Annotated in this window: 14 protein-coding genes; 1 reads left to right on the forward strand and 13 read right to left on the reverse strand. The window is 49.4% G+C overall.

Annotation, left to right across the window (positions count from 1 at the left end):
• Positions 1–6: 6 nt before the first annotated feature.
• The 6 genes from SPTER_RS17805 to SPTER_RS17830 form a co-directional block, all read right to left on the reverse strand.
• Positions 7–1,248: a YgeY family selenium metabolism-linked hydrolase gene (locus SPTER_RS17805; protein ID WP_211367313.1), complete on the reverse strand. Its 1,242-nt coding sequence runs from the start codon at positions 1,246–1,248 to the stop codon at positions 7–9.
• Positions 1,249–1,302: 54 nt separating this feature from the next.
• Positions 1,303–2,523: a diaminopropionate ammonia-lyase gene (gene dpaL / locus SPTER_RS17810; RefSeq protein ID WP_144351616.1), complete on the reverse strand. Its 1,221-nt coding sequence runs from the start codon at positions 2,521–2,523 to the stop codon at positions 1,303–1,305.
• 528 nt (positions 2,524–3,051) lie between these two features.
• Positions 3,052–5,040, reverse strand: coding sequence for a sigma-54-dependent Fis family transcriptional regulator (locus SPTER_RS17815; RefSeq protein ID WP_246105342.1), 1,989 nt, complete (start codon positions 5,038–5,040; stop codon positions 3,052–3,054).
• 26 nt (positions 5,041–5,066) lie between these two features.
• Positions 5,067–5,978: a flagellin lysine-N-methylase gene (gene fliB, locus SPTER_RS17820; RefSeq protein WP_144351617.1), complete on the reverse strand. Its 912-nt coding sequence runs from the start codon at positions 5,976–5,978 to the stop codon at positions 5,067–5,069.
• 84 nt (positions 5,979–6,062) lie between these two features.
• Positions 6,063–6,836 carry a transposase gene (locus SPTER_RS17825; RefSeq protein ID WP_144351618.1) on the reverse strand — a complete coding sequence of 258 codons (774 nt, stop codon included), beginning with the start codon at positions 6,834–6,836 and terminating at the stop codon, positions 6,063–6,065.
• Between the two features lie 77 nt (positions 6,837–6,913).
• A complete protein-coding gene (locus SPTER_RS17830) occupies positions 6,914–8,140 on the reverse strand; it encodes a capsular polysaccharide export protein, LipB/KpsS family (RefSeq protein WP_144351619.1) in 1,227 nt (408 codons plus the stop codon).
• A 527-nt stretch (positions 8,141–8,667) separates the two neighbouring features.
• Here SPTER_RS17830 and SPTER_RS17835 point away from each other — a divergent pair.
• Positions 8,668–9,231, forward strand: coding sequence for a DUF3786 domain-containing protein (locus SPTER_RS17835; protein ID WP_246105343.1), 564 nt, complete (start codon positions 8,668–8,670; stop codon positions 9,229–9,231).
• Between the two features lie 107 nt (positions 9,232–9,338).
• On the opposite strand, the gene SPTER_RS17840 is transcribed toward SPTER_RS17835, so the two are convergent.
• The 7 genes from SPTER_RS17840 to SPTER_RS17870 all read right to left on the reverse strand — a co-directional run bounded on the left by SPTER_RS17840 (position 9,339) and on the right by SPTER_RS17870 (position 16,683).
• Entirely contained in the window at positions 9,339–9,791 is a 453-nt protein-coding gene (locus tag SPTER_RS17840) for a histidine utilization transcription antiterminator HutP (RefSeq protein WP_211367314.1), read from the reverse strand.
• A gap of 296 nt (positions 9,792–10,087) precedes the next feature.
• A complete protein-coding gene (gene hutH / locus SPTER_RS17845; protein WP_144351621.1) occupies positions 10,088–11,617 on the reverse strand; it encodes a histidine ammonia-lyase in 1,530 nt (509 codons plus the stop codon).
• 295 nt (positions 11,618–11,912) lie between these two features.
• Positions 11,913–13,301: an amino acid permease gene (locus SPTER_RS17850; protein WP_425474287.1), complete on the reverse strand. Its 1,389-nt coding sequence runs from the start codon at positions 13,299–13,301 to the stop codon at positions 11,913–11,915.
• A gap of 291 nt (positions 13,302–13,592) precedes the next feature.
• Positions 13,593–13,790: a hypothetical protein gene (locus tag SPTER_RS17855; RefSeq protein ID WP_144351622.1), complete on the reverse strand. Its 198-nt coding sequence runs from the start codon at positions 13,788–13,790 to the stop codon at positions 13,593–13,595.
• An 86-nt stretch (positions 13,791–13,876) separates the two neighbouring features.
• Positions 13,877–14,266 carry a YkvA family protein gene (locus SPTER_RS17860; protein ID WP_144351623.1) on the reverse strand — a complete coding sequence of 130 codons (390 nt, stop codon included), beginning with the start codon at positions 14,264–14,266 and terminating at the stop codon, positions 13,877–13,879.
• A gap of 66 nt (positions 14,267–14,332) precedes the next feature.
• Positions 14,333–15,739 (reverse strand): MFS transporter, encoded by a 1,407-nt coding sequence (locus tag SPTER_RS17865; protein WP_246105344.1) that lies wholly within the window; start codon positions 15,737–15,739, stop codon positions 14,333–14,335.
• A 269-nt stretch (positions 15,740–16,008) separates the two neighbouring features.
• Positions 16,009–16,683 carry a hypothetical protein gene (locus tag SPTER_RS17870; RefSeq protein WP_144351624.1) on the reverse strand — a complete coding sequence of 225 codons (675 nt, stop codon included), beginning with the start codon at positions 16,681–16,683 and terminating at the stop codon, positions 16,009–16,011.
• Positions 16,684–16,823: the final 140 nt, after the last annotated feature.

Consider the following 16,823-nt stretch of genomic DNA (forward strand, 5'->3'; position numbering starts at 1 on the left):
GGAGCCTTACACCAGATTTTTCGTTTCCTTGGTCATTTTGTCCGCATATTTTTGTGTGTAGATGAGCGGAATAGCGGCATACATGGCGGCGCAGTCAACCAGCTCCTGCTTCCAGGTACGTTCGTTCGGCGCATGGGCCTGATCTTCATGGCCGGGGCCGAAACCGATGCAGGGAATGCCAAACCGCCCCATAATGGCAACGCCGTTGGTCGAGAAGGTCCATTTGTCCACTTGCGGCTCTTGCTTAAACAGGCCTTGGTAGGCCTCCACCAGGGTATGGCATACCGGATGCTCATTTTCAATCAGCCAGGTCGGGAAGTAGCATTCGGTCGGATATACCAGACCGGTATAAGCCGGCCGCTCATAGGTATACATACTGACTTCGGCCTTGGCGGCTTTTACCGACGGCAGATTCTTAATTTGCTGAATGGCATGCTGACCGGTTTCGCCGGCCGTTAAGCGCCGGTCGATGGAAATCCAGCAGCTGTCGGCTACGGCGCAGCGGGAGGGCGAGGTGTGGAAGATTTCCGATACCGCCAGACTGCCTTTGCCCAAAAAGTCATGCTCCATAAGGTTTTCATGCAGGGCCTTTAAATCACTTAGGATGGGGCCCATTTTATAGATGGCGTTATCGCCCCGTTCCGGGGCCGAGCCATGGCAGCTTACACCGGTGGTCATAACCTTGATCTCCATCCGGCCCCGCTGGCCCCGGTAAATTTTGCCGTCGGTCGGCTCAGTGCTGACCACGAATTCGGGCTTAAGCTTATCTTCCTGAATAATGTACTGCCAGCACAGGCCGTCACAGTCCTCCTCCTGGACCGAGCCGACCATGACCAGGGTATAGTTGTCTTCCAGCCCGAGCTCTTTAATAATTTTGCCGGCATACACCATGGAAGCCATGCCGCCTTCCTGGTCGCTGGCGCCCCGGCCAATAATGATTTCATCATCCTCATAGCCCTGGTACGGATCGTATTGCCAGTTTTCCGGATTACCGACACCCACAGTGTCAATATGGGCATCCAGGGCGATAATATGCTGGCCATGGCCGATGTAGCCCAGAATGTTGCCCATCGGATCAATTTCCACTTTGTCAAAACCGACTTTTTCCATTTCTTCCTTAATCCGCAGGATAACCTGTTCCTCCTGACAGCTTTCGCTGGGGATGGCAATCATATCGCGCAGGAATTTACTGATGTCCGGTTCATACTTTTTCGCCAGTTCCAAGATTTTTTCAAATTCCAGTTTCAAGGTGATGACCCCTTTCGTTTTTGCTTATACGTTGTTCCCGCTGTAAAGAGCAGCTTATTTAGCAGGAGCAGGATATTCGCCGTTCCAGACAATATCGCGGTATTTCACCGGATCGGTATCGCCCTCGGTACTGAACAACAGAATTTTGGACTTTTCATTGAGGCCGAGTTTCTCTTTTGCCGCCGCCAGCTCCGGGTTTGTCATCAGCTCGGCCAGGAGCCCGGCGGGAACGGCCCCCGACTCGCCGGAAATTACTCTGGCGTCATTGCCCAGCGGATTGCCTAAGAGCCGCATGCCTTTAGCCGCCACCCAGTCCGGACAGGACGCAAACAGATAGCTATAGTCTCTCAGTACATTCCAGCCGATGGTATTGGGTTCGCCGCAGGCCAGACCGGCCATGATGGTGGCCAGGTCCCCGGTGACAATGCGGGGCCTGCCGTCATTGGCCACTGCCGATTGATATAAGCAGTCGGCCTGATCGGACTCCACGACCACCGTTGGGGGAACGTCACCCTGACAGGCTGAGGCAAAGAAACCCTGCACGGCGCCGGCTAAAGAGCCTACCCCGGCCTGCACGAACACGTGAGTCGGCTTGTCGACCCCGGCGGCCTGGAGTTGTTCAAGCGCTTCCAGCGCCATGGTCCCGTACCCCTGCATAATCCAGGCGGGGATTTCTTCGTACCCTTCCCAGGCGGTATCCTGTACTACCACCCAGCCATATTTCCTGGCATTTTCTGTAGCTAACCGGACGGCGTCATCATAATTCAGATCGGTGATAGATGCTTCGGCGCCTTCGGCCCTGATATTCTCCAGGCGGGTAAGGGACGATCCTTTGGGCATATACACCACCGCTTTTTGCTTGAGCCGGTTGGCCGTCCAGGCAACACCCCGGCCATGATTGCCGTCAGTTGCGGTCGTAAAGGTGATCTCGCCCAATTGTTGCCGGACTGCCGCCGTGGTTAGCTGCCGGTAAGCCAGCTTGCTGATGTCCAGCCCCAGACGCTGCGCCAGGTATTTCCCCATCGCATACGAGCCGCCCAGGACTTTAAAGGCCTTCAGGCCAAAGCGGTAGGATTCATCTTTCAGATATATACCGCCGACGCCCAGATACCCGGCCAGCTCTGTTAAACTTCGCAGCGGAGTTTGGCGATATTCAGGGAAACTCTTATGGAACTCGCGCACTTTGCGAATTTCCTGGCAGCTCAAAAAGTCAATCGATGATTTCTCCGTTTTGTCCATCATCTGATTTTTAACCCATTTGATTTTCCGGTCCATTCTTGTACCTCTTTTCTGGTTTATGTCTGTCGCAGCTAATTACCATTGCAAAGACCGTGCCAATATTATCAATGCTCTGAAATTTTTTCTGTTTAATAGGGAAAGCTTCGTATTCAGGCCATTACACCGGAGTAAAATCACATCCTGCTCGCTCTGCGCGCCCTGGCTGCAGCCTGACCGGGGCCTGAATTTTCTTATTTTCTTTTATCAAAATAATAACTTTATCAATATGATAAATAGATAGCGAATTACCACTTTTTACGCCCCGGACAGTAGCTAACCCGAACTCTTTGGGGCTACAAGGCGTGTTTTCAGCAGCAAGTTTTTATCAGATTGATAAAGTCACAAATAGCCAAGAATTAGCTGGAGAAGCGTTTACTTTATACCACGGGTAAGGCGGAAGCCAGCTCCGGCAAGGCCATACTTTGTGCAGGTAAAAAAATATATGCTTTCTACCCAAAAAGAATAAGTTTTAAGGTAGAAAGCATATTGCTGCGTCACGGAAAACCGGTATAAATTACTTAGCGGTTACTGTGTTTCTTCGATTTCGCGCAATTTTCTGTATAAGGTGGCTATACCAATTCCCAGCTGCCTGGCGGCGGCCAGTTTTCCCTGGGTTGTATCCCCGAACCGCCGGACAGCCTGCAAAATGTGTTCCTGTTCCACCTGGCGCAAAGTCTTAACAGCAGCCGGTTCTGCCGGCACCGGCTGCCCAGCCCGGCTGTCCAGGAAACTCCGCGGCAGGGTATCCTTGGTCAGCCAGCCACTGTCATCGGCCATATTAATCATAAACTCAATGGTATTCTCCAGTTCCCTGATATTCCCCGGCCAATTGTACTGCAGCAGTATCCCCATGGTTTCGCGGTCAATCCCGCGAATCTTTTTGCTGAACAAACCGCTGTACTTGCCGATCAGGGAGTGCACCAGCGGCTCAATATCTTCCACGCGGCTCCGGAGTGGCGGCACCTCGATAGGGATTACATTTAACCGGTAGTATAAATCTTCCCGGAATTTTTTTTCTTTGATGAGTTCTTTCAAGTCCTTGTTGGTGGCGGCAATAACGCGGATATCCAAGGATATCAGCTGGTTAGAGCCAATGCGCACGAGTTTGCGTTCCTGCAGCACCCGCAATAGTTTCACCTGTAGATACAGGGGCATATCGCCAATCTCATCCAAAAAGATGACGCCTTTATTGGCCAGTTCAAACTTGCCGATTTTCCCCCGGGGATCGGCGCCGGAAAATGCCCCCTTCACATAGCCGAATAATTCACTTTCCAGCAGCATGTCAGGGATAGCGGCGCAATTGATACCGATAAACGGCTTATCGCTGCGGTTGCTGACCGTGTGAATGGCCCTGGCCACAACCTCCTTGCCGGTACCGCTTTCGCCAATGATCAAAACGGTGGAATTAGAATCGGCAAGTTTCGTCAGCTTGGTTTTGAGCTGCTCGGTCGCCGGGGAACAACCGACAAGATTATCCAGGGTGACCGGCATATCGACTTTGGTTAAGCCATAAATACCGGATTTTACATTTTTTATTTCATTAAATATAAAAATCCGGTCATAGGAAGGCAGGCCTGATGATACCGACAATAAACTGCCTATGAGAAAATAGGTGGTATTATCAATGACTACTTTGTATTCTTCCACACCCAGCAGGGAATCGCTGGTAGCAGCCATAGCCACCGGTTTGCCGATAGAGTCGGCAGTCAGCTGCAGCTGTTTGCAGGCACTGTCATTTATTTGGATGATTTTTCCCGCTTCGTCCAGCACCAGGACCCCATTGTCCACATTATTGATGACCTGCAGCAACACTTCCAGCATCCGCTCATTACGTTTGCTGTCTTGCCGCTCATAAGCCTTGGCACTGATGAAGTCGGCGATCTGCGTCAGAAACAGCTGATAAAAGCTTAAATCCTGCATGATTTGGTTCTTTTGCGCTTCCGCAAAGCAAATCATCCCAATAACGCCGATAATCTCCTCGCCTAAGGTAATAGGAGTACATAATTCAAGTTTTTCCTCACAGCAGCCCTGCTTGGGGCAGCGGCCGCAAAGTTCGTGCCGGCCCGGCTCCTCAATATACTGGGGCTTGCCGGTAGCCAGCACATGCTTATAGACAAAACCTTCCTCCGACATATCTTCATTGATGCCCCGGCCATAGATGCCGGTGCCGGCAATGCGCACTAAGCCGGCATCGACGATTTCCACATCCACCCGGATAACATGGGCAATAATTTTCGCATATTGAATAACAGCAGCCTGAATTTCCTGTAAAATTGATTTTTTCATGTTTTGCTGTCCTTTGGCTTTACTGATTTGTGTGGGTACAACCCGTTCGAACCATCTATTTTCTCTAAATTCGCTTGCTTCCGTCTTTCCCCTGCTGCTCTTGTAACTTTTATCGGCAGCAAGGCGACGGTTCTTGGCCGCTAGCAAAACCATTATCGATAAAAAATTATCTTTCTCAACCCGGATGAGCTTATCAGGCACCTGCAGCAGCTTTTCCTTTGCTCCCACCGTTCCGGGCTAAGCTTTCTTTATACTTAACGCAACAGCGCCTGCCGGTCATGGCCATACTGCAGCTCCAGCCGCATAATTTCCCGCCCCAGGTCATCAGCTCCCAGCAGCCGCTGCCAGATACGGTTTAACAGCAGCAGCGTCCGGGAAAAACCGAAAATATAAAATGGTTTTTTAAACAGCAGACTGACAAAAAAGTTTTCCAGCAAACCGCTGCCTGCCTCCGGCCGGGCAGGCTCACGGGCAGCAGCCAGCTCCTCCAGCCAGTCGTAGTTGCGGTTAAATAACGCTGTCAGCTGGCGGGAGATATCCTGGCTGCCCGCCAGGCGGTCCACGGCCTGTACCGTATCGGCCAGAAAAGCCAAACGCTCGCTGAAGGGCATCGCCCGGCATTGCAAAAGATCAATAAAATGGCTTTCCAGCTCAAAATAATAGCGGAGAGGCTGCCGGTCCGGCTGCTGCTGCGGATAAATCTCGGCGGCATAGTTGTCAGCAGTAAGCTCCAGCGGCGGCTCCTCGGCGCGGATAAGCCGCAGCCCTTCCTCCCGGTCAGCCAGTTTTAATACCGCCGGGCAGCTAAAGCTTAGGGTTATTTCGAGCCCGCGGGCTGTACTCACCGGATAGCGGGGAAACGTCCGGCAAACAGCGTCAAGATGACTGTGGCCAGCCTCTTCATGCAGCCGGCACAGGTTGCCGGCCCCTAAAAACCAGCAGCCACCGCCGGCTTGTTTGGCAATATAAGCGTGCTCGCCATAACCACTCCGGCCGGCAAGGACAATAAAAGCCTGCGCAAACTCAGCCGTACGCCCGCCGGCGGCAAACAGCGCCTCATTCCGGCGGTAGCTGGCCTTGTCCACCGTTACCTGCCACTGATTACGGCAGCAGGTTCCGCACATCTGGCAGGCAAACTGACCAACAATATCAGTATAAATATACATTTGTCCTCCATCCATCCATATTTTCTATAGAAGCAAGAGGCGGAAGCGCGAAGCAGGGGGACGTTCTTTTTGCTTCGTTTTAATTTAAATCTTAAATATAACACTTTGATGAATTCCTGTCACGCGGGCAATCTGCCGTTGGGTTACGCCTTCTATCTCTTTAATTAGCCTGATTAAATTATTCCGGTTATCCCTACTCAGACTTCGCAAAGCTGAAACAGGTTGTCCATTTAAGAGCTTCATAATCTCCTGAACCAAATCTGCATCGTTCTTGTGCTGCTTTACCGTAAAGTCCATGAATTGATCAGCGTTTTCCTGCTGCATAAAATCAGCAAATTGTTTTATGGCCGCCTCGCGGTTGCTATTCAAGATAGCTAATACAAATCCAGTATTAGTCAAGCCGTCATAAAAATCCTGCTCTCTGTAATAGGCCTGACAACTGCTCCACTTATAGTCTTCCGTCCTTACTGCCAATTTTGCTTTTAAGGGATTATTATGGATATATCTTAAAACAGTCAATAAATACGCTTCTGTCTCAACTGGCTCACTTTTAAACCGACTCTGAAAGACATGACCAACCCGGTCATATTTTTCATTATACCACCGGGCATAACTTGTGCCGATACGCTTCATAATAACGGCAATTTCTTCCTTTTGTTCATGCAGTAAGAGATGGACATGATTCCCCATCAAGCAATATCCATAAATAGTGTAACCGCCATTAGCCCTGGCCCGGTTCAATGTTTCGATAAAGCGGCAATTGTCCTCTTCCTCAAAAAAGATCGCCTGACGGTTGATCCCCCGCAGCATCACATGATAGATGCCAGTAACACTTTTTTTTCTTGCACATCTTACCATATTTTCCCTCCTTTTTATTTGATTTTATCATAATCTGCTGCAAGAAGCAAAATGAACGTCCCCGCGCTTCTCCTTAATTATTGCAAAATTTTTGCAAGCTTTTCGCGGACACTTTGAAAATGCTGCTCATTCGGTTGCTGCCACGAGCCTTCGGCTAAATAACAATAGCGTAAATAATACAAAAACCTGTCAATTAATTGATGGTCCGGCTCTGCGTTTATAAACGGAATACTCGCTGACAGTTGCTCTGATTGCGTAACATGGCAGACCAGGTCCTTTACATTATAGAACGCATTCCCCAGTGTTATAACAGGTTTATGATGAACTAAGGACTCAATACCCACTGTCGAATTCAGGGTAATAATCCCTTGTGCCTGCGCAATTAAGTCCGGCGTTGGATAAAAGCGCAAAAATAAGATATTATCATTTTGGTACTTTGCCTGCAAAGCAGAGTAATCTACACGGCCAAAATCGGAAGGATGCTCCTTGGCAACGAGCCAAAGATTGGCCCCGGTGATTGAGTTGTGCTGTTTTAATGCCTTCACAACACAATCTACTAATTGCTCCATTGACTTAAAGTGCGGCGAATACAACAACACCTGCGTATCATCCTGTACCTGGAACGGCAGAAAGATAAAGTTCTCCGGCAGGATAATTGCTTCCGGTTGTCGCTTCTCTTGCTTTTTGATTAGGTTTTGATACCATTTACTCTTTATTTGCCGGAGTGGTGGGTCCGTATTATATAGTTTTGCCAGCAGCTGCGGTTGTGGTACTATAGCATCATAAAAGGAGCGCGGCTTATTCACTAAGCTATTCTGATAGTTAACACCGGTTGGATCAAGGGTAGTTGTATCTCTTAGATAGCCATTTTCAAAAAAAACAGTCTGTTTGCCAAGTTTTCTTGCCACCCTGGCGGCAGCTGCCAAGGGAAGATTTATGCCGTTCCATACACATACAAGGTCAATAGGAACACGGCACAGGTATTTATAAAAATACAGAGTTGCATAATATGCCCGGTTTTCCAGCACTGACGGCGAATGCATCCAGCCGCGAAAACCAGTAAAGGCGCGGGACTTTCCCTTTATTAGCAAAAAACGAATGATCTCGGCCAATTCTTCTGCAGTGAAAGCAACACATTCCGGCAGCGCCGGTTTTATCAGCGCGCCAGCAAAATCAGACAAGCCGTAATCAATATGGTAAATATTATAAGAATCATTTAAATTTGCGCCTAGTTGGCGAAAATACCGGCTTTGATGCCGGTTTAAAGCCACAAACAGGATTGATGGTCTGTCTTGGTTTTTCAAGCTATCCTCTCCTGTAAAGAATTATAATTGTCTGGCTAATCACTCCGCACATTACACTATATATCTCCTTGCTTAGCAAAATATATCCACCTTCAAGAGTTTCCTCTTGAAGGTGGTTGTATTAAGAGTATAGAATGATATACAAAATAGTAAGAGCTAATTTTTGTACGCCAGGCGTAACTATCACCGCTTTGGGTATAGTATAAACTACTTTCTTAGAATAATTCGTTGCAGGGTATTTTACAGTATGGGTTTGCCAATGATCCGGTTAGGCAGATTTACAGTTCCTGCTATTCCTTACCATATTTATCTTAGCTGTGGCCAGAAGCAAAATGAACGTCCCCCTGCTTCTGATTAGCTGTGGCCAGAAGCAAAATGAACGTCCCCCTGCTTCTGAACGGCAGTGTTTACTATAATTATAGTGCACGAGTTAGGGAGGGATTACTCTGGAAAGTAACTATCGTATTGCGTATGACAAAGGCTGGCAGGATCTTGAACCGAAAACGCCGGCAGAGATCGCGGCCAGTATGGATGTGCTGTATCTAAGGGAAAAACAGCAATTTGTCGTCCCCTATTTAAACGAAAATTATATTGTTGACTGTGTGAATAAAACCATCTGTAAAGAAAAAGACGGTTCTGTTCCTAAAATCGGGGCGGCGATCCTGATCCTGCATTACCTCACCTTCTTTCAGACCAGGACAGAAATAGCCAACAAGTGGGTCAGTCTAAAAGAGATTCCCAATGGGGGCATGCTCTTTTATCCGGCCTTCCATAAGGAGGCCATCGGCGGCCTGATAAAAACCTTCGGCCACCAGGCCTCGCTCCTGTTGGAGTGCGCCAAGCCCCTGGGTGGTCAGCCTGCCCGTTTTGGCGATGCCTCTGCTATCTTTAAGGTTTTCCCGAAAATCCCCCTGTGTGTGGTTGTCTGGGAAGGCGATGAAGAAATCGCGGCCAACGCCACCGTTTTATTTGACCCCTCCATTGCCCATTTTTTGCATATTGAAAGCGTTATCGGTGTCGGCGGCTATCTGGTGAACAAGTTGATCAAGCTGGCTTCACCGGATTATCGCCCGGGACATGATATTTGGTAATCCCCTGTTACGCCAAGCCCGCCGGAAGCTGAGTAAATACCGCCTGCATAAAAGCGCCACCTTGTCTGCGAAGACATGTGGCGCTTGCTTATTTATAAACCGTCTTGTTAGATTGGATTAATGCCCAGGCCCAGCACTTCATGCTCATACCCTTTAATCGGCGCCCCCATATTCCCGTACAGAGCCACCGCAATCCACTCCCCATCAGCATCATTCCCCGGCAGCTTCGTACCCCGCACAATACAAAACAACAAACCGGCACTGCGCAATACCGTTCCCAGCCCGATCTGCCCCCGGCACATGCCGCTGTAGGCTTCGAACACCGAATGATATAAGGCATGCTCTTCCCGGTAACGCTGGTCAATAAGGCCTTCTTTTTTTGCCGCCGTCTCAACGGCCGCAAAGATCTTGGCCGAATCCATCGAGCCCACTTTGCCTTTATACAGCCGGTAACCGAATTTTTCCCCCTGCCGTTTTAAGGCGATTTCATCCTCACCGCCGGACATGATTGTTAAAATTGCCAGTTTACCCAGGCTGCCGTTATTTTCTATATTGAACATTACTGATCCACCTTTCTTTCACTATCTGCCGCAGAAAAACTCAGGGGTTGGCAACATCCTCTTACTGCCTGTGCTTCAACCAATAATACTGGTACCTTGACCGGGCTGAAATTAGGTTAGGTTGGGGAGATTTGTTCGCCCTGCAAGGCGGAGGACCGCGCATATCGGACATATGTAAGGCGACGACAATGAAGCAGGGCGGGAAAAAATCCACAAGGTAGCCAAAGTTTTAATCCTGTCAAGGCACTAGGAACAGGAGTCCCTCCTGTTCCTAGTATTGTACCATATATAGAGTGTTAATAAATTTTCATCGGCCCGATTGCCGCTTCTACGGCCTTAATCAGTGAGCCATCAGCTAGCAGCTGATAAATATTTTGAATATCAGGTGCTGGTATCCGGTCTTCGTCCAGATGCGGTACCGCCTGACGAATCGCTTTATGGGCAGCGCCGGTTCCCTGCCCCGGGGTCAGAGGCGCGAGAAAATCAATGCCCTGAGCTGCTGCTAAGCATTCAATCGCCAGGATATAGCGGACGTTCTCCAAAATTTCCCTGGCCTGCCGGGCAGCAATGGTTCCCATGCTGACATGATCTTCCTGGTTGGCTGAGGTCGGTATCGAATCAGCACTGGCCGGGTGGACCAGTACTTTATTCTCCGACACCAGGGAAGCCGCCGTATACTGGGTAATCATTAAGCCTGAATCCTCGCCCGGATAGGCTGTCAGAAACGGCGGCAGTTCGCTCAGATGAGCATCCAGCAGCCGGTTGGTGCGCCGCTCTGAGATATTGCCAAGCTCAGCCAGGGCCAGTTTCAGATAATCCATGACCAGCGCGATCGGCTGGCCATGAAAGTTGCCGCCTGATATTGCTTCGCCGGTGTCAGGCATAATCAAGGGGTTATCGGTGGCGGCATTGATCTCAATGTTCAGGGTTTCTTCGACCCGTCGCAAGGCATCCTTCGAGGCCCCATGCACTTGCGGGACACAACGCAAGGAATAGGCGTCCTGTATTTTGCCGCAATTGACATGAGATTCAATAATCGGGCTGTTCTCTGTCAGCCGCAGCATATTTTCCGTGGTCGCCATCTGGCCGATATGGGCCCTTACCTGAGTAATACGGGGATCAAAAGCAGTCCGGGTACCTTTTAAAGCCTCTGTGCATAAAGCGGCGGCCACGTCGGCACTCTTCATCAGGTTAACGGCATCCTCCCATACCATACACCCAACAGCGGTCATGATCTGCGTGCCATTAATCAAAGCCAGGCCTTCCTTGCCGCCCAGAGCCAGTGGTTCCAGCCCGCTTTCAGCCAGGGCCTGGGCTCCGCTCATCAGCCTGCCGTTCACATAGGCCTGACCTTCCCCCAGCATAACCAGCACCATATGGGAAAGAGGCGCTAAATCGCCACTGGCGCCAACCGAGCCCTTAGCGGGAATCGCCGGGCAAATGCGCCGGTTCAAAAAGGTCAATAACATCTCCACCGTCGAGAGCTTAATCCCCGAATAGCCTTTAGACAAAGAATTAGCCCTTAGCAGCATCGCCGACCGCACAACATCTGCCGGCAGATGTTCCCCTACCCCGGTAGCATGGCTGAGGATCAGATTTTTTTGCAGTTTTTCTCTTTTCTCTTTAGAAATAAAAATCTGGCTGAAATTTCCAAAGCCGGTGGAGATACCATAAACCGGCGTCTCGTCTTCCAGAATTCTATCGACAATGGTCCGGCTGGCCACGATTTGGCTGCGTCCCTGCTCACTTAGTCCTACTTCCGCATACTCTCTGGCCACTCTTACCACGTCTGCCAGCGTTAAGCTATATCCGTCTAATAATATCATGTCAGTACCTCCGTTTTTTAGAAACTAAAAAGGGGATAAAACTCATTACTGAGTTTACCCCCTAATATCTCATAACTATGGGCAAGCTATCCGTTCAAAACTACATTTTCCGGAAAATCGTAAAGCAAGCTGTCCTGGCGTATTATCTTTGCCTGCCACACTCTCATATCTAGCATCTAAGGAAGGCAACTTATATATTATGATAGTTGACCTGACCGCCAAAGTCAAGCCAAATATTGTACAGGCAAGGCTGTGGTAAAGCCGGTTCAGGGTGCTAATTTAATAGTTTTCTTCACTATTTGGGTATTGTTGTTGATTCCTGTTTCGCCTGCGGCTTAAATTTGTAGCCAAGCCACAGAAGGATAAGCCATAGAGGGGTCAGGTACATGGAAATGCGCCAGTCTCCGCCTAAATACCACATTATCCCGAATACCATCGCCAAAAAGCCTATGCAGACGTAATTTGTGACCGGAAACCATACTGCCGGGAATTCAATTTTTTCGCCTGCGGCCACCTTAGCCATGCGGAATTTCATATGGCTGACACTGATCATCACCCAGCTGATAATATCCGCCGATACAACCAGGGCCATCAGATAGGTAAAGACCTGGCTTTCAATTAGGTAGTTCAAAAATACAACCAGGCCCATAAGCACGGAGGAAAAAAGTATTCCCACTACCGGTACGCCGCCTTTGTTCAATTTCTTGAACATGCTGGGAGCATTACCTTGCTGCGCCAGATTATAAAGCATCCGTCCATTGCTGTACAGACCGCTGTTATAAGCAGACAGAGCTGCTGTAATTACCACAACATTCAATAGTGCCGCCGCCGAGGAGATACCTATTTTGGAAAAGATCTGGACAAACGGGCTGCCTTCCGCCCCGCCGGCACCTAATTGATTCCAGGGATAGATCATCAGGATGATTAACAAGGCGCCGACATAGAAAATCAGGATCCGCCACATCACCTGATTAATAGCCATGGGGATGGTCTTCTTGGGATTGTCCGCTTCTCCGGCCGTAACCCCAATTAATTCCGTACCGCCGTAAGCAAACATGACGATTGCCAGGGAGCAAAGAAAACCTTCCACTCCATTCGGGAAAAAGCCGCCATAATTCCAGAGATTGCCTACACCGCTGCTGGGGCCGGCCTGCCCGTTCAACAGGAGCAACGTACCGAAGACAATCATGCCGATGATGGCCACTACTTTTATAATGGCAAACCAGAATTCAAATTCGCCGTACAATTTTACATGAATCAGATTAATCCCTGTAAGTACCGCCCAGCATACCAGAGCCGTAACCCAGACCGGAATGTCGGGCCACCAGAACTGGACGTATTTCCCGACTACTGTCAGTTCGGCCATATTGACCAGTATATAAGCGATCCAGTAGTTCCAGCCGGACAGAAAACCGGGGAAATCGCCCCAGTACTTATAGGCAAAATGACTAAAGGAACCTGAGACCGGCTCATCTACCAGCATTTCGCCCATGTGCCGCATAATCCAGAAAATAATAATACCGCCGATCAGATAGGAAAGCATAACTGCCGGGCCTGCTATTTGGATCGCTTTTGTTGATCCGTAAAATAACCCGGTACCGATAGCCCCCCCTAAGGCAATCAACTGAATATGCCGGTTCTTTAGCCCTCTTTGCATGCATTCTGCTTGAGAATTCTCGGACACTTTGTTTTCTCCTCTCCGTATTACAATTTAGCATGTGACTTTCAGAACTTTTGGGTACAAAGGTCCTGAATAATAAAAAGAAGCAAAACTCAAATAGAGTTTTGCCCCCTAATATCTAATAGCTATAGGCATATATAAGTCATTTATATAATTTTCTTAACTTTAAGTATATTATAATTTGAGTACATATCTCTTGTCAATCTTTTTCAGAAATACATTTTACTTTACTTACATTGTGCAAAAAAAGGTTTGTGCTGAATTAATTCAACACAAACCCTAAAGCAACAAGTTTTACAGAAAGTCAGAAAAGTTATCAATTTTTCCCAATACGGTCAGTGTTTCTTTGGCTTCCGCAAACGTAGTCCCCAATTTCTCCACTTTCCTGGTGTTCGTATGCAGCAAGAGAAATTCACCATCGGCAACAGCAACCTGCTCTTCCATGTCATCACTATACCAGAAACCTGTGAAGTCTGACATAATTATGGCCACGTGAACCATCTCCTTAATTTGCTGATATAATAGAATATTCGGCAAAATTTGAGCAATTCCTGCAAACCGGCCAATTAATAACTGATTTATTCGAAAAATACTTTGCGAAAAATAGCGATCACCAGCACCACCCAGGCAATAGCCGCTACGGCAATCATCCCCAGGATATACGGCATACGGCGGCCCCAGGTTTCACTCTGCCGCTTACTCTCCGCCAATACCGGCGCCGGCAGCAGGCGCGTCAGATACAGCGCCGCCGCCGTTAACAGGGTGGCATCATCCGCAATGCCAAGCAGCGGCAGGTAATCAGGCAGGATATCGACAGGGCTGACCATATAGATAACCAGCATTGTCAGCAGCCCTTTTACATATTGGGGGGTCAGTGGATGACGCCATGCATAATATAATATTACTGCATTATCCCGCAGGATTTTGAGCCAGGCCCAAAACCGGAACAGGGTTCCGCTCTTAATCATGTGATCACCAATCCTGAAAGTTTTTATACACTACAACAGCTACAGCATGGGGCCGGCAAGCCGCTTTTATGTCCGTTTAAGGGAAATCAGAGCCCCCAGCACCGCTAACCCGGCCCCAACCAGCAGTGCATCGTGATAACCGGTCATAAAAGCCGCAACCTGCTGGCCGGCAGTGGGCTCGCTCAGACCGCTGAGATAGGCAACACGCCGGTATTCCAGAATCGCTACTGCTACAGCGGTGCCGCACACCATGCCGAAGTTCCGGGCCAGGGCGTTAATGCCGCCGGCCACGCCCAGCTGCCGCGGCTCAACAGCGCTCATTACGCTGTTATTATTCGGCGACTGAAACAAGCCGTTGCCCAGTCCCATCAGCGCCTGGGCCCCCATAATCAGCCACAGGGTGGCATCCAGCTGCAGTTTTGCTGTCACCAGCAGCCCGATAGCCATTAAACTCAGGCCGGCGGTTGTCAATAACACCGGCCCGACCCGATCCGACAGGGTGCCGCTCACCGGGGCAGTGACGGCCATAACCAGGGGAAAGGCCGACATAATTAAGCCGGTTTTCGCCGGGCTAAAAGCCAGCACATCATGGAGAAAAAACGGCAGCAGCATGGTATTGGTAAACATCGCGGTAAAAGAAAGAAAGCCTGCCAGATTTCCGGCCGAGAAGGTAATGTTTTTAAAAATAGCTAATTCCAGCATCGGCTGCTCAATCCTGGTTTCATACCAGATAAATACCCCAAAGACAAGCAGGGCAAAACCAACGCAGCTCATGGTAGTAAGGGAAGTCCAGCCCCATGCAGTGCCATAACTCAGGGCCAGCAAAAAACTCACCATACTTGCCGTAAATAAGGCCGCGCCCAGATAATCGATCCGCTCCCGGCTCAAGTCCCGGTCGGCCGGCAAAATCAGCCGCACCCCGGCATACCCCAGCAAACCAACCGGGATATTCACAAAAAATATTGCATGCCAGCCAAAATGCTCAACCAGCAGGCCGCCGATGCCCGGACCGCTCAGACTGCCCAGCGCTACCACGGTGCCAATCACCCCTAAGACTTTGCCGCGTTCACTCTGCGGGAAGCAGCTGGTAATAAGGGCCATCGAATTAGCCATAAGGGCCGCCGCCCCCACAGCCTGCAGTACCCTAAACCCAATCAGCATGCTGACTGAATTGGCAACACCGCACATCAGCGAACCGGCGGTAAAGCCGATAAAACCAAAACCGTAGAGGTTCCTCCGCCCCCAAATATCTCCCAGCCGCCCCATCAGCGGCAACAGGCTGGTGATAACCAGCAGATAGGCGGTAACAACCCACTGGGCGGTGGCAATATCCGTATGTAAAGCGGCGGTAATCGGCGGCAAGCCGACATTGACGATCGATGCGGTCATTGTCGCCATAAAGGAACCGGTAGCCACAACGCCGAAGATTAACCACTTATAATAACTCAAATTCTGCAACTTTGCCTGCATCATTAGCTCCTCTCGCTGGTTGACCCTTCCTCATTTAGTTTACCTTTATATTCCTCGAGAAATTCCACCTTAGAAAACCATTCTCCTTTGGTAAATTAATCCAAATATTTGTATACACAAAAAAGTAAGTCTTCCAAACCCTTTATATAACGAAAAAGCCTAAGAAAACCACAAAAGCGTTTTTCATAGGCTTTTTATCACTCACTCATAGCCTTACTGACAACTTCAGTCATCTAAACAGGATAATTGCCGGCCGATTTACTTGGCCCGGTTCAGGTGCGTATCACCTCATCATGTTCACTGGCCTTACGTAAAAGAAATGAGACATCGCCAGCCATTGAATACACATTGGCATCAATGCGCGTCACCTTCCGTTCCAGGCTGTCCAGGCTGTCCCGCACCTGATTCACAGCTCCCGTCAATTCAGCCAGATTATGTCCGCTGCTATAAACCTGGGCATTGAGTTCTTCAGTACGATGCAAGAGTGCCTGCACAACCTCGCTGTTATGGCTGACCCGGCCCTCAACAGTATCAAGCCGGCCCTCAATCCGGTCCAGCCGGATTTCAACGCGGTCCAGTCCCTCCTCCAGTTTGCCTAGGCTGTCTTCAAGCCTGTCCAGTCTGACAAAAATTTGTTTCTGGCCTGCGACTAGCTGGTTTTGGCCTTCAAATAGTTGTTTCTGATCATCGGCTAGCTGCGCCTGGCCTGCGAACAGCTGCTTCTGGCCTTCAGTTAACTGCGCCTGGCCTGTGAACAGCTGCTTCTGGCCTTCAGTTAGCTGCGCCTGGCCTGCGAACAGCTGCTTCTGGCCTTCAAATAAATGTGCCTGGCCTGTGAACAGCTGCTTCTGGCCTTCAAATAACTGTGCCTGGCCTTCGCATAGCTGCTTCTGGCCTTCAAACAACTGCGCCTGGCCTGCCAACAGCTGCTTGAGCATTTCCTCCATCTCCACACCCCCACCCTTGCCTTATCAGGTCCTTTTATTTATTATAACACAAACCGCCATCCCATCACATAAATGACAGCTCTTTTTCCGGCCTGTACCAAACTTATCATCACTTCACCATCCTTGCCGTATATTAGGGT

Source organism: Sporomusa termitida (assembly GCF_007641255.1).
Lineage (GTDB): Bacteria > Bacillota > Negativicutes > Sporomusales > Sporomusaceae > Sporomusa > Sporomusa termitida.